The sequence below is a fragment of the Pseudomonas sp. BNK-15 genome (genome assembly GCF_047456105.1).
In the GTDB taxonomy this organism is placed as follows: domain Bacteria; phylum Pseudomonadota; class Gammaproteobacteria; order Pseudomonadales; family Pseudomonadaceae; genus Aquipseudomonas; species Aquipseudomonas putida_E.
Window position 1 is genome coordinate 3791366 of record NZ_CP179898.1, and the last position, 14090, is coordinate 3805455.

The 14090-nt window shown below is 60.0% G+C and carries 11 protein-coding genes and 4 tRNA genes; 13 read left to right on the plus strand and 2 right to left on the minus strand.

The window, feature by feature from the left end:
- Position 1: 1 nt before the first annotated feature.
- Positions 2-274, plus strand: coding sequence for a DUF2160 domain-containing protein (locus tag ACMGF5_RS17310; RefSeq protein WP_119688603.1), 273 nt, complete (start codon positions 2-4; stop codon positions 272-274).
- A 38-nt stretch (positions 275-312) separates the two neighbouring features.
- Positions 313-2052 (plus strand): ABC transporter substrate-binding protein, encoded by a 1740-nt coding sequence (locus ACMGF5_RS17315; RefSeq protein WP_119688604.1) that lies wholly within the window; start codon positions 313-315, stop codon positions 2050-2052.
- A gap of 98 nt (positions 2053-2150) precedes the next feature.
- On the opposite strand, the gene folD is transcribed toward ACMGF5_RS17315, so the two are convergent.
- Entirely contained in the window at positions 2151-3005 is an 855-nt protein-coding gene (folD, locus tag ACMGF5_RS17320) for a bifunctional methylenetetrahydrofolate dehydrogenase/methenyltetrahydrofolate cyclohydrolase FolD (protein WP_039603436.1), read from the minus strand.
- A gap of 259 nt (positions 3006-3264) precedes the next feature.
- On the opposite strand from folD, the gene ACMGF5_RS17325 reads away from it, so the two are divergent.
- From ACMGF5_RS17325 to ACMGF5_RS17375, 11 genes are all read left to right on the plus strand, one after another.
- Positions 3265-3341 (plus strand) — tRNA-Arg (locus ACMGF5_RS17325).
- Positions 3342-3383: 42 nt separating this feature from the next.
- Positions 3384-3459: transfer RNA gene (locus ACMGF5_RS17330), tRNA-His, on the plus strand.
- Between the two features lie 54 nt (positions 3460-3513).
- Positions 3514-3598: transfer RNA gene (locus tag ACMGF5_RS17335), tRNA-Leu, on the plus strand.
- Positions 3599-3634: 36 nt separating this feature from the next.
- Positions 3635-3710 (plus strand) — tRNA-His (locus ACMGF5_RS17340).
- Positions 3711-3949: 239 nt separating this feature from the next.
- Positions 3950-4249 (plus strand): DUF6388 family protein, encoded by a 300-nt coding sequence (locus ACMGF5_RS17345; protein WP_046787928.1) that lies wholly within the window; start codon positions 3950-3952, stop codon positions 4247-4249.
- Positions 4250-4495: 246 nt separating this feature from the next.
- The gene (gene tig / locus ACMGF5_RS17350) at positions 4496-5809 is read left to right on the plus strand and encodes a trigger factor (protein ID WP_046787929.1); all 1314 of its coding nucleotides are present in this window, start codon (positions 4496-4498) and stop codon (positions 5807-5809) included.
- 91 nt (positions 5810-5900) lie between these two features.
- Entirely contained in the window at positions 5901-6542 is a 642-nt protein-coding gene (gene clpP / locus ACMGF5_RS17355; RefSeq protein WP_009683825.1) for an ATP-dependent Clp endopeptidase proteolytic subunit ClpP, read from the plus strand.
- Positions 6543-6650: 108 nt separating this feature from the next.
- Positions 6651-7934, plus strand: a complete 1284-nt coding sequence (clpX, locus tag ACMGF5_RS17360; RefSeq protein ID WP_012313645.1) for an ATP-dependent Clp protease ATP-binding subunit ClpX — start codon at positions 6651-6653, stop codon at positions 7932-7934.
- A 156-nt stretch (positions 7935-8090) separates the two neighbouring features.
- Positions 8091-10487 (plus strand): endopeptidase La, encoded by a 2397-nt coding sequence (lon, locus tag ACMGF5_RS17365; RefSeq protein ID WP_174141616.1) that lies wholly within the window; start codon positions 8091-8093, stop codon positions 10485-10487.
- A 152-nt stretch (positions 10488-10639) separates the two neighbouring features.
- On the plus strand, positions 10640-10912 hold the full coding sequence (locus ACMGF5_RS17370; RefSeq protein WP_012313647.1) for an HU family DNA-binding protein: 273 nt from the start codon (positions 10640-10642) through the stop codon (positions 10910-10912).
- Positions 10913-11095: 183 nt separating this feature from the next.
- Positions 11096-12967 carry a SurA N-terminal domain-containing protein gene (locus tag ACMGF5_RS17375; protein WP_125923208.1) on the plus strand — a complete coding sequence of 624 codons (1872 nt, stop codon included), beginning with the start codon at positions 11096-11098 and terminating at the stop codon, positions 12965-12967.
- Between the two features lie 80 nt (positions 12968-13047).
- On the opposite strand, the gene ACMGF5_RS17380 is transcribed toward ACMGF5_RS17375, so the two are convergent.
- Entirely contained in the window at positions 13048-14088 is a 1041-nt protein-coding gene (locus ACMGF5_RS17380; RefSeq protein ID WP_046787954.1) for a patatin-like phospholipase family protein, read from the minus strand.
- Between the last annotated feature and the right edge of the window lie 2 nt (positions 14089-14090).

The following is a 14090-nucleotide window of genomic DNA, read 5'->3' on the forward strand; positions in this document are numbered from 1 at the left end:
CATGGAGTGGATGGCCTGGACCTTGCCCACGGCGCTGTTCTTCGCCGTCGTCGGCGTACTGCTGCTGTGCATGACCCTGTGCGAACTGCGCCGCCCCTGTGTGGAGCGGCGCGGCTTTCTGCCGATCGTCACCAGCCGTGGCGACCGGTTGTTCATCGGCCTGTTGGTCAGCGCCTACCTGCACTTGCTGGTAGTCGGGGTCAGCGACTGGCCTTTATGGGTGGCCTCGCTGCTGTCGCTGGGCTGGCTCGTGGTGGTGCTGCGCTGGGGCTGAGCGACGGCTCCGGGGAATAACTCAAACGGGAGAGCACAATGTTCCATAACAAACACAACCGGCGACATTTGACCCTGGCCGCGATGCTGGTACTGGCGGGCGTACACGGTGCGGCGTGGGCCGACCAGTACGAGGATGCGGCGTCGAAATGGATCACCAGCGAGTTCAAACCGTCGACCCTGACGCCGGAGCAGCAGTTGGCCGAACTCAAGTGGTTCATCAAGGCCGCCGAGCCGTTTCGCGGGATGAAGATCAATGTGGTGTCGGAAACCATCACCACCCATGAGTACGAGTCCAAGGTGCTGGCCAAGGCCTTCAGCGAGATCACCGGGATCCAGCTGACCCACGACCTGCTGCAGGAAGGCGACGTGGTGGAGAAGCTGCAGACGCAGATGCAGTCGGACAAGAACATCTACGACGGCTGGGTCAACGACTCCGACCTGATCGGTACGCACTTTCGCTACGGCAAGGTGGAGTCGATCACTGATCTGATGGCCAACGAAGGCAAGGACTACACCTCGCCGACCCTGGACCTGAAGGACTTCATTGGCATTTCGTTCACCACCGCGCCGGATGGCAAGGTTTATCAGTTGCCCGACCAGCAGTTCGCCAACCTGTACTGGTTCCGCGCCGACTGGTTCGAGCGGCCCGAGCTCAAGGCCAGGTTCAAGGAAAAGTACGGTTACGAGCTGGGCGTGCCGGTGAACTGGTCCGCCTATGAGGACATCGCCAAATTCTTCACCGAAGACGTCAAGGAAATCGATGGCAAGCGCGTCTATGGCCACATGGACTATGGCAAGAAGGACCCTTCGCTGGGGTGGCGCTTCACCGATGCCTGGTTCTCCATGGCCGGTGGTGGCGACAAAGGGCTGCCCAATGGCTTGCCAGTGGACGAGTGGGGCATCCGCGTGGAGGATTGCCACCCGGTAGGGTCCAGCGTGACCCGTGGCGGCGACACCAATGGCCCGGCGGCCGTCTATGCCACGCAGAAGTACGTCGACTGGATGCGCGCCTATGCGCCCAAGGAAGCGCAAGGCATGACCTTCTCCGAGGCCGGCCCGGTGCCTGCGCAAGGCAACATCGCCCAGCAGATCTTCTGGTACACCGCCTTTACCGCCGACATGACCAAGCCGGGGCTGCCGGTGGTCAACGCTGACGGCACGCCGAAGTGGCGCATGGCGCCCTCGCCCAAGGGGCCATACTGGGAGGAGGGGATGAAGCTGGGCTATCAGGACACCGGCTCCTGGACCTTCTTCAAGTCCACCCCCGAGAAGCAGCGCCTGGCCGCTTGGCTATACGCCCAGTTCGTCACCTCCAAGACCGTGTCGTTGAAAAAGACCATCGTTGGCCTGACGCCGATCCGCGAGTCGGACATCAACTCCCAGGCCATGACCGACCTGGCGCCCAAGCTTGGCGGGCTGGTGGAGTTCTATCGTAGCCCGGCACGGGTGCAATGGACCCCGACCGGGACCAACGTGCCGGACTATCCTCGCCTGGCACAACTGTGGTGGAGCCATATCGCCGAAGTGGCCAGCGGCGAGAAAACGCCGCAAGAAGCGCTGGATGGCTTGGCCCGCGATCAGGACCGCATGATGGAGCGGTTGCAGCGCTCCAATGCCCAGGCCACCTGCGCGCCTAAGCTGAACCCTGAAAAAGACGCACAGTACTGGTTCGACCAGCCGGGGGCGCCAAAACCGAAACTGGCCAACGAGAAGCCCAAGGGCGAGACGGTCAGCTATGACGAGCTGCTGAAATCGTGGGAGGCGGCGCGCAAGTGACCGGCTAGGGACCCAAATGGGTTCATCGTCGGCAAGCTGCTGAATCCAAGGCAAAAAAACGGCACCTGCCAGAGGTGCCGTTTTCATTTCACGCAAGCTTACTTATGCAGCTCTTCTGCCGCATACAGCGTGTTTTCCAGCAGGCAGGCCCGGGTCATCGGCCCTACGCCGCCCGGCACCGGCGTGATCCAGCCCGCGCGGGGCAGGGCGGTCTCGTAGACCACATCGCCGACCAGCTTGCCGTCTTCCTGGCGGTTGATGCCCACGTCGATGACGATGGCGCCTTCCTTGACCCACTCACCCTTGACCAGCCCCGGCTTGCCGGCAGCCACGACCACCAGGTCGGCACGGCCGACATGACCGGCCAGGTCCTTGGTGAAGCGGTGGCAGACGGTCACGGTGCAGCCGGCCAGCAGCAGCTCCATGGCCATCGGGCGGCCAACGATGTTGGAAGCGCCGACGATCACGGCGTCCATGCCGTACAGGTCCTGACCGGTGCTTTCGAGCAGGGTCATGATGCCTTTAGGGGTGCACGGGCGCAGCAGCGGAATACGCTGGGCCAGGCGACCGATGTTATACGGGTGGAAGCCATCGACGTCCTTGTCCGGACGGATGCGCTCGAGCAGCAGCGATGCATCCAGGTGTGCAGGCAGCGGCAGTTGCAGCAGGATGCCGTCCACTGCCGGGTCGTCGTTGAGGCGGTCGATCAGCTCGGTCAGGGCTTGCTGCGTGGTTTCGCTGGGCAGATCGAAGGCCTGCGAAATGAAACCGACCTCTTCGCAGTCCTTGCGCTTGTGCGAGACATAGACTTGGGAGGCGGGGTCGGTGCCGACCAGGATCACCGCCAGGCCCGGCGTGCGCAGGCCTTGCTGGCGACGCTCCTCGACACGTTGAGCGATCTGCTTGCGCAGGTTGGCGGCGATCGCCTTGCCATCGATTAGGTGTGCAGTCATAGACGCGTGATTAACCATCGAGAAAGGAACAATAAAGAGGGCGCATTCTCGCACGACACGGCCCGAGGGCAAAGGCGGGTGGTCGGGCAAATGCCCTAACCCCTTAAATAATTTAAATTTTTTATAGAAAGGTGTTGACGCTTATACGGGTCGCCTATAAGATTCGCCGCACTTGTCGGGCACAGCCTAGCACTGGTTGGCGAAGTCGGGCAGAATGAGTGGTTTTAGTATTGCTCGTTCGGTTAGGCTTTACGCTTATGCGCCCGTAGCTCAGCTGGATAGAGCATCCGCCTTCTAAGCGGATGGTCGCAGGTTCGAGTCCTGCCGGGTGCGCCATTAGGCAGCTTGGGCAAGCAAGTGAGGCAGTAAAGCGATATGGTGGGCGTAGCTCAGTTGGTAGAGCGCCGGATTGTGATTCCGGTTGTCGTGGGTTCGATTCCCATCGTCCACCCCATATTCTTCAGAGGCGCCTTGATTGTAGATCTGGCGCCTTTGTTTTAAGCGTTATGCGGACGTGGTGAAATTGGTAGACACACTGGATTTAGGTTCCAGCGGCGCAAGCTGTAAGAGTTCGAGTCTCTTCGTCCGCACCATGTTTATGTAAGGTTGTACCGTAACACCGCAATATGGTGGGCGTAGCTCAGTTGGTAGAGCGCCGGATTGTGATTCCGGTTGTCGTGGGTTCGATTCCCATCGTCCACCCCATATTTTCGAAGGCGCCTTGATTGTATGATCAGGCGCCTTTGTTGTTTCTGCGTTATGCGTACGAGCGTGTAACTATGCAGCCTCGCCGGCAAGCCGGCTCCTGCAGGGGCGCGCAGTTCTTGAGGCCTGCGCAATACCTCTGACAGCCCTTGCAATCCTCTGGCGACACCCCAATAAAAGCTGATAGATTTCAGTCAGTTGAAATACCGGCTGGATTAGGCCAGCAAAGGATTAATCCAATGATTGCAAAAGAAGCCCGTCAGGCGCTGGCGCTTCAGCGCTTCGCCGAGGCCAATCCGCAACTGCTCGAGGAAATCCGTGGGCTGGATGCGCGCGAACAGGCCCAGCAGATCGAATGGGCGTTCGAGGATGCCGCCGACCAGCAGGGCATCCAGCCTTGGGAGCTGGCGCTGCAGTTGATCGCCGAAAGCCCCGAGCAACTTCAGGCCATGCGCCTGGAGACCCATCGCGAAGTGGCCCAAGCGCTGGGTATGGCTTGGGAAGAGTACTGCCAGTTCAATGAAATCGACCCTGAATAAGGGCGTTTTTGCGGGCTGTAGTTGTTTGACAAAGTATTACGGTTGCGTGCCGCCGACGGCGTTGCGCACCCTGCATATATATAGAGGCCCGGCGATACGCCGTGCGGGCCTTGCAAGCTAATCGACCGGCGTGGTTTCCCGTCGTCCCGGGTGGGGTGACTTCTGGTGCGTGACTCACTAGAATGCTTGCCCTTGATTCTGGAGTCGGGCTAACGCCGGCTAACGTCTGTGCAACGAGGAATATCCATGCAAGTTTCTGTTGAAAACACTTCCGCTCTCGAGCGCCGCATGACCATCGCCGTTCCGGCCGAGCGCGTCGAGAACGAAGTCAACAAGCGTCTGCAGCAGACTGCCAAGCGCGCCAAGGTCGCGGGCTTCCGCCCAGGCAAAGTGCCGATGAGCGTGATCCGCCAGCGTTTCGAAGCCGATGCCCGTCAAGAGGCTTTCGGTGACCTGGTCCAGGCTTCCTTCTACGAAGCCATCGTCGAGCAGAAGCTGAACCCGGCTGGCGCGCCTGCTGTAGAGCCGAAGTCCTTCGAAAAGGGCAAGGACCTGGAGTTCGTCGCCATCTTCGAAGTGTTCCCAGAGTTCGCCGTTGCCGGCCTGGAGTCGATCAGCGTCGAGCGCCTGAGCGCCGAAGTGGCTGATGCCGACCTGGACAACATGCTGGAAGTGCTGCGCAAGCAGAACGTGCGCTTCGAGGCCGTCGAGCGCGCTGCCGAGAAAGACGACCAGGTCAACATCGACTTCGTCGGCAAGATCGACGGTGAAGCCTTCGCCGGTGGTTCGGCCAAGGGTACCCAGCTGGTACTGGGCTCCGGCCGCATGATCCCAGGCTTCGAAGACGGCCTGGTTGGCGCCAAGGCTGGCGAAGAGCGCGTTGTCAACGTGACCTTCCCTGAGGATTACCAGAACCTGGACCTGGCTGGCAAAGCTGCCGAGTTCACCATCACCGTCAACAGCGTTTCGGCACCTCAGCTGCCAGAACTGAACGAAGAGTTCTTCGCCCAGTTCGGCATCAAGGAATCGACCCTGGAAGGCTTCCGCGCCGAAGTTCGCAAGAACATGGAGCGTGAACTGCGTCAGGCGATCAAGACCAAGGTGAAGAACCAGGTCATGGACGGTCTGCTGGCCGCCAACCCGATCGAAGTGCCGAAGGCTCTGCTGGAAAATGAAGTCAACCGCCTGCGCGTCCAGGCTGTTCAGCAGTTCGGTGGCAACATCAAGCCTGAGCAGCTGCCGGCCGAGCTGTTCGAAGAGCAAGCCAAGCGCCGTGTGGTGCTGGGCCTGATCGTCGCCGAAGTGGTCAAGCAGTTCGAACTGAAGCCGGACGAAGGCAAGGTTCGCGAAATGATCGAAGAAATGGCTTCGGCTTACCAGGAGCCTGAGCAGGTCATCGCTTGGTACTACAAAAACGACCAGCAGATGAACGAGGTACGTTCGGTTGTACTGGAAGAACAAGTTGTAGATACTGTTCTGCAGAAAGCGACTGTGACCGACAAATCGGTCTCGTACGAAGAAGCCGTAAAACCAGCGCAGGCTCCTGCCGAAGCTGAGTAAGGCGGCCCTCTCGTAGGAAACCCCCACAAGCCAGCCTTCGCGCTGGCTTGTGCGTATTCAAGCCATGACTATTTGGGAGTGAGCGCAGGACATGTCCCGCAATTCTTATATTCAGCAGAGCTCTGACATCCAGGCCGCAGGCGGCCTGGTCCCGATGGTTATCGAGCAGTCCGCCCGTGGCGAACGTGCCTATGACATCTACTCGCGCCTTTTGAAGGAGCGAGTGATCTTCCTGGTCGGCCCGGTAGAGGACTACATGGCCAACCTGGTAGTGGCGCAGATGCTGTTCCTTGAGGCGGAAAACCCGGACAAGGATATCCATCTTTACATCAACTCCCCAGGCGGCTCGGTAACGGCTGGCATGTCGATCTACGACACCATGCAATTCATCAAGCCGGACGTCTCGACCATCTGCATCGGCCAAGCCTGCAGCATGGGTGCCTTCCTGTTGGCCGCCGGTGCCAAGGGCAAGCGTCACTGCCTGCCTAACTCGCGGGTGATGATTCACCAGCCGCTCGGCGGCTTCCAGGGCCAGGCGACCGATATCGAGATCCATGCCCAGGAAATCCTCAACATCAAAGCGCGTCTGAACGAGCTGCTGGCCTACCACACCGGCCAGGATCTGGAGACCATCAAGCGCGACACCGAACGTGACAATTTCATGAGCGCCTCGCGCGCGGCCGAGTACGGCCTGATCGACTCGGTATACGACAAGCGGCAACTGGCCTCCTGAACCCAGGTGCCAGAGCAGGCAGGCGCCCAAAGCGCCTACCTGCGGACTTGAAAAAGCCCGCAATTGCCTTCATCTTGTGTTGCAAGCCTACCGGATTGGATCGATCGAATGACTGACACCCGTAACGGCGAGGACAGCGGCAAATTGCTTTATTGCTCCTTCTGCGGCAAAAGCCAGCACGAAGTGCGCAAACTGATTGCCGGGCCCTCGGTATTTATCTGCGACGAGTGCGTCGACCTGTGCAACGACATCATCCGAGAGGAGGTGCAGGAAGCCCAGGCCGAAAGCAGCGCGCACAAATTGCCTTCGCCGAAAGAAATCAGCGGCATCCTGGACCAGTATGTGATTGGTCAGGAGCGCGCCAAGAAGGTGCTTTCGGTAGCGGTGTACAACCACTACAAGCGCCTGAACCAGCGTGACAAGAAAGGTGACGAGGTTGAACTCGGCAAGAGCAACATCCTGCTCATCGGGCCTACAGGCTCGGGCAAGACCCTGCTCGCCGAAACCCTGGCTCGCCTGTTGAACGTGCCGTTCACCATTGCTGACGCCACCACCCTGACCGAAGCCGGTTACGTGGGTGAGGACGTCGAGAACATCATTCAGAAACTGCTGCAGAAGTGCGACTACGATGTGGAAAAGGCCCAGATGGGCATTGTTTACATCGACGAGATCGACAAGATTTCGCGCAAGTCGGACAACCCGTCGATCACCCGTGACGTTTCGGGTGAAGGCGTGCAGCAGGCACTGCTCAAGCTGATCGAAGGCACCGTTGCTTCCGTTCCGCCGCAAGGGGGGCGCAAGCACCCGCAACAGGAATTCCTGCAGGTGGATACCCGCAACATCCTGTTCATTTGCGGTGGCGCCTTCTCAGGCCTGGAAAAGGTCATCCAGAACCGCTCCACCAAGGGTGGCATCGGTTTTGGCGCTGAAGTACGCAGCAAGGAAGAGGGCAAGAAGGTTGGCGAGTCGCTGCGTGAAGTCGAGCCGGATGACCTGGTCAAGTTTGGCCTGATCCCCGAGTTCGTCGGCCGTCTGCCGGTTCTGGCAACCCTCGACGAGCTGGACGAGGCTGCGCTGATGCAGATCCTCACTGAGCCGAAGAACGCCCTGACCAAGCAGTACGCCAGGCTGTTCGAGATGGAAAGCGTTGACCTTGAGTTCCGCAGTGATGCGCTCAAGGCCGTCGCACGCAAGGCCCTGGAGCGCAAGACTGGCGCCCGCGGCCTGCGTTCGATCCTCGAGGGCGTTCTGCTCGACACCATGTATGAAATTCCTTCGCAGAAGGAAGTCAGCAAAGTGGTGATCGACGAGAGCGTCATCGAAGGCACTTCGCAGCCGTTGCTGATCTACGAGAACAGCGAGCCGCAAGCCAAGGCCGCACCCGACGCCTGAGTCGGTCAGGTGGCAGCAAGCAAGAAAGGGGCCCATGCGGGCCCCTTTCTGCTTTTCCTGTGCAAGCGCTTGTAATTTCCCAGGCGTGCCCCCACATTAGGTCCAAGCATCATTTCCACCGGTTTCCGGCCATAAGGCCGCTGTAGAGGCGAAATCATGAAGACCACCCTCGACTTGCCTCTTTTGCCATTGCGCGATGTCGTTGTTTATCCGCACATGGTCATCCCACTGTTCGTGGGGCGTGAGAAGTCCATCGAGGCCCTTGAGGCTGCGATGACTGGCGAGAAGCAGATCCTTCTGCTGGCCCAGAAGAACCCCGCCGACGATGATCCGGGCGAAGACGCCCTGTATCGCGTCGGTACCGTCGCTACCGTGCTGCAACTGCTGAAGCTGCCTGATGGCACCGTCAAGGTGCTGGTCGAGGGCGAGCAGCGGGGTGCAGTCGAGCGCTTTACCGAAGTTGAAGGGCACATCCGTGCCGAAGTTTCCCTGATCGACGAAACCGACGCCGCCGAGCGCGAGTCGGAAGTCTTCGTGCGCACGCTGCTGTCGCAGTTCGAGCAGTACGTGCAGTTGGGCAAGAAAGTCCCTGCCGAAGTGCTGTCGTCGCTGAACAGCATCGAGGAGCCTGGGCGCCTGGTCGATACCATGGCCGCACACATGGCCCTGAAGATCGAGCAGAAGCAGGAAATTCTCGAGATCGTCGATCTGTCCACCCGTGTCGAGCATGTGCTTGCGATGCTGGATGCTGAAATCGACCTGCTGCAGGTCGAGAAGCGTATCCGTGGCCGGGTCAAGAAACAGATGGAGCGCAGCCAGCGCGAGTACTACCTGAATGAGCAGATGAAGGCCATTCAGAAAGAGCTCGGCGATGGCGACGAAGGCCACAACGAAGTCGAAGAGCTGAAAAAGCGCATTGAAGCCGCTGGCCTGCCGAAAGATGCCCTGGCCAAGGCTCAGGCGGAGCTGAACAAACTCAAGCAGATGTCGCCGATGTCGGCTGAGGCCACCGTGGTGCGGACCTACCTCGACTGGCTCGTGCAGGTGCCGTGGAAGGCCCAGAGCAAGGTTCGACTGGACTTGTCCAAGGCTGAGGAAATTCTCGATGCCGACCATTATGGCCTTGAAGAGGTCAAGGAACGCATCCTCGAATACCTCGCCGTGCAGAAGCGCGTGAAGAAAATTCGCGGCCCGGTGCTGTGCCTGGTTGGCCCGCCAGGCGTGGGCAAGACCTCGCTGGCCGAGTCGATCGCCGCTGCGACCAACCGCAAGTTCGTGCGCATGGCCTTGGGTGGCGTGCGTGACGAGGCCGAGATTCGCGGCCACCGTCGGACCTACATCGGTTCGATGCCAGGCCGCTTGATCCAGAAGATGACCAAGGTGGGTGTGCGCAACCCGCTGTTCCTGCTCGACGAGATCGACAAGATGGGCAGCGACATGCGTGGCGACCCGGCCTCGGCGCTGCTGGAAGTGCTCGACCCTGAGCAGAACCACAACTTCAACGACCACTATCTGGAGGTCGATTACGACCTCTCTGACGTGATGTTCCTGTGCACCTCGAACTCGATGAACATCCCGCCGGCGCTGCTTGACCGCATGGAAGTCATTCGCCTGCCGGGTTACACCGAGGACGAGAAGATCAACATCGCGGTCAAATACCTGACGCCCAAGCAGGTCAAGGCCAACGGTTTGAAGAATGAAGAGCTCGAGATCGACACCTCGGCGATCCGCGACATCATCCGTTACTACACCCGCGAAGCCGGTGTACGTGGCCTTGAGCGGCAAATTGCCAAGGTTTGCCGCAAGGTCGTCAAGGAACATACCGGCCAGAAGCAGGTCAAGGTCAAGGTCACCAGTGAGCAGCTCGAGCACCTGTTGGGTGTGCGCAAGTTCCGCTACGGCCTGGCCGAGCAGCAGGACCAGATCGGCCAGGTGACCGGCCTTGCCTGGACCCAGGTGGGTGGCGAATTGCTGACCATCGAGTCGGTGGTCATCCCTGGCAAGGGCCAGCTGATCAAGACCGGTTCGCTCGGCGACGTCATGGTCGAGTCGATCACCGCCGCGCAAACCGTAGTCCGCAGCCGCGCCCGCAGCCTGGGGATTGCCGCCGACTTCCATGAGAAGCACGACGTGCACATCCACATGCCCGAGGGTGCTACGCCCAAGGATGGCCCGAGCGCGGGTATCGGCATGTGCACCGCGCTGGTGTCGGCGCTGACGCAGATTCCAGTGCGTGCAGATGTTGCCATGACCGGTGAAATCACCTTGCGGGGGCAGGTATTGGCCATTGGCGGGTTGAAGGAAAAACTGCTGGCGGCACACCGTGGCGGGATCAAGACGGTGATCATTCCAGAGGAGAATGTTCGCGATCTGAAGGAGATTCCGGAAAATATCAAACAGGATCTGCAGATCAAACCGGTCAAATGGATTGACGAAGTCCTGCAAATTGCGCTGCAATACGCCCCGGAGCCCTTGCCAGATGTGGCTCCTGAGATTGTCGCGAAAGATGAAAAGCGCGACGGCGATGCTAAGGAACGAATTAGCACGCATTAGTAGTTTTTGGCTGGGGGGCTTTCCTTGACAGTATTTTCGGGGCCTTGCTATAAAGCGGCACGCTATTGTCACCAGGCCACCCAGCGCACGTTTCATAAGCTTTTCATTACATACTTAGAAACAAACTCAATAGAGAAATAAGGGGACTTAGAGTGAACAAGTCGGAACTGATTGACGCTATCGCCGCATCTGCTGACATCCCGAAAGCTGTAGCCGGCCGCGCGCTGGATGCAGTAATTGACTCCGTGACTGGTGCCCTGAAAGCAGGCGACGACGTCGTTCTGGTTGGCTTCGGTACCTTCTCGGTCAAAGAGCGCGCAGAGCGCGATGGCCGTAACCCGCAAACTGGCAAGACCATCAAGATCGCTGCTGCCAAGGTTCCAGGCTTCAAGGCTGGCAAAGGCCTGAAAGACGCCGTCAACTAAGTCGTCTCTTTCAGCCGGACCCGGCCTGGCCAGGTCCGAGCACGCTGAAGGCGGGTCGCAAACGTTCCCGCCTGACACGTTTGCTAAGAAAAGGCGCATCCTCGGATGCGCCTTTCTTTTATCAGGATTCTACCCACGCTCCGCGGTTGTCGACGCAGTGGTACAGCCGTTTCTGGGGGACGCATGCTGCAAAATATCAGGGACAATTCACAAGGTTGGATTGCCAAGACCATCATCGGCCTCATCGTCGTGCTGATGGCGTTGACGGGCTTCGAGGCCATTTTCCAGGCCGCCAGCCATAGTCAGGACGCCGCCAAGGTGAACGGCCAGACCATCAGCCAGAACGAGCTGAGCCAGGCGGCCGACATGCAGCGCCGCCAGCTGATGCAACAGCTGGGCAAGGATTTCGACCCGGCACTGCTGGACGAGAAATTGCTGCGCGATGCCGCGCTCAAAGGGCTTATCGAACGCAAGCTGCTACTGCAGGGTGCCGAAGATGCCAAGTTCGCCTTCAGTGAGGCCGCGCTGGATCAAGTGATCCTGCAGACGCCGGAATTCCAGGTTGATGGCAAGTTCAACGCTGACCGTTTCGATCAGGTCATCCGCCAGATGGGCTATGGCCGCTTGCAGTTCCGCCAGATGCTCGCCGAAGAAATGCTGATCGGCCAGGTACGCACGGGTATTGCCGGCAGCAGCTTCGTGACCGACCAGCAGGTCGACGCCTTCGCTCGCCTGGAAAACCAGACCCGCGACTTCGCTTCGTTGACCTTCAAGGCCAACCCGGCTGCGGTCAAGGTCAGCGATGACGAGGTCAAGGCCCATTATGAACAGCACGCCAAGGAGTTCATGACGCCGGATCAAGTGGTCATCGACTATGTCGAGCTGAAGAAGTCGGCATTCTTCGATCAGGTGAAGGTTACCGACGACGAGCTCAAGGCCCAGTACGAGAAGGAAATCGCCAACCTGGCCGAACAGCGCCACGCTGCGCACATCCTTGTCGAGGTCAATGACAAGGTCACCGATGCCCAGGCCAAGGCCCGCATCGAAGAGGTCGAGCAACGCCTGGCCAAAGGTGAAGACTTCGCCAAACTGGCCAAGGAGTTCTCCCAGGACCCGGGTTCGGCCAACAGCGGTGGCGACCTTGGCTTCGCCGGCCCGGGGGTGTATGACCCGGTCTTCGAGGACGCGCTGTACAAGCTCGACGATGGCCAGGTGTCTGCACCGGTGCGTACCCAGTTCGGTTATCACCTGATCAAGCTGCTGGGCAAGCAGGCGCCGGAAGTCCCGAGTTTTGCCAGCCTGAAGGACAAGCTCACGCGAGACCTGAAGACTCCGCTGGTCGAGCAGCGCTATGTCGATGCCAGCAAGCAGTTGCAGGATGCTGCCTACGAGGCTGCCGACCTGGCCCAGCCCGCCCAGGACCTGAACCTCAAGGTGCATACGTCGGCGCCATTCGGCCGTGAGGGCGGTGAAGGCATCACGGCCAACCGTGCCGTGGTCCAGGCTGCGTTTTCCGAGGAAGTGCTGGAGGAGGCTGCCAACAGCACCGCCATCGAGCTGGACCCGGAAACCACGGTGGTATTGCGCGTCAAGGAGCACCGCAAGCCGGAGCAGATGCCGCTCGAAGCCGTGGCCAAGAAAATCAGCGAACACCTGGCCAAGGAGAAGGCAACCGCCGAGCTCAAGGCCAAGGCGGACAAGCTGATCGCCGGCCTGCGTGACGGCTCGGTCGCTACCGATACTGCCCAGGAAGGCCAGAGCTGGAAGGCCTACGAAGCAGTCACCCGCAGCCAGGACGGTATCGACCCGGCCGAGTTGCAGGCACTGTTCCGCCTGGCCAAGCCGCAAGCCAAGGGCAAGCCGGTATATGGCAGCGTGGTTCTGGCCGATGGCAGCCTGGTCGTGCTGCAGCTCAAAGGTGTCAACGAAGGTGCCGCCGCCAGCGCTGAAGAGAAGCAGCAGATCCGCCGCTATCTCGCTTCGCGTGCGGGCCAGCAGGACTTTGCGGCATACCGCAAGCAGCTCGAAGGCAGTGCGGACATCACTCGCTACTGAGTGACTGTCTGGTAATGAAACAGGCCGCATGATGCGGCCTGTTTCGTTTCTGTGGCACGGGCGTAAGCGCCGGGTTCGCCTCAGCGCTTTTCCCCCTCATAGTTATCCAGCGTATCCCGCGCAATCTCCCGGCCCAAGGCAATCAGCTCCGGCGCCTTGTAGAACTCGAAGAAGCGGCATACCCGCTTGGGCACGTTGATCAGCACGTCCGGTGGATACCCCGCGATCTTGTATTGCGCCAACGACGTCTGCATCACCTCGAAACTCTGGTTGATCAGGTCCAGCAGCGAAGCTGGCCCCACGTTGTCGACGATGATCGACCCTGTGGCTGATTTTGGGGCGCCCTCGCTCTGCGGTGCCGCCGCCGGTTGCTGCGCTTCGGGGTCGGCCGCATCGGTCAGCCAGGGGTTGGGTGGAATCAGGCCCTCGCCGGTGATCTCCTGCTCGATGCGCATCAGTTCCTCGACGGGCTTGCGCCGAAACGGCATGCGCGACCCCAGCGAATTGATCAGCGCGTCAAAGCGCATCCTGAATGCTGCCGGCCGCTCGATGACAGGCAACTGGTATTGCTTTTGGTTGGTGGAGTTGAGGTTCACCGCAATGATCATGTCGCAGTGGCTGGACACCACCGGCACGATCGGTAGCGGGTTGAGGATGCCGCCGTCGACCAGCATGCGGTTGCCTTGCATTACTGGCGTGAACAGGCTTGGAATTGCCGCCGAAGCGCGCATTGCCTGGTGCAGGCAGCCTTCCTGGAACCAGATCTCCTGCTGGTGGGTCAGGTCGGTGGCCACTGCCGTGTAGGGGATGCGTAATTGCTCGATATTGATTTCGCCAACGATCTTGCGGATTTGCCCAAACACCTTGTCGCCGCGAATGGCACCAAGGCGGAAGCTGACATCGACCAGACGCAGTACGTCCAGGTAATCCAGGCTTTCGATCCAGTTGCGGTATTCATCGAGTTTGCCCGCCGCGTATATGCCCCCGACCACCGCGCCCATCGAGCAACCGGCAATGCAGGCGATCTCGTAGCCGCGCCGTTCGATTTCCTCGATCACGCCGATATGGGCGTAGCCCCGAGCGCCCCCCGATCCCAATACCAGTGCTACACGTTTGCTCATGA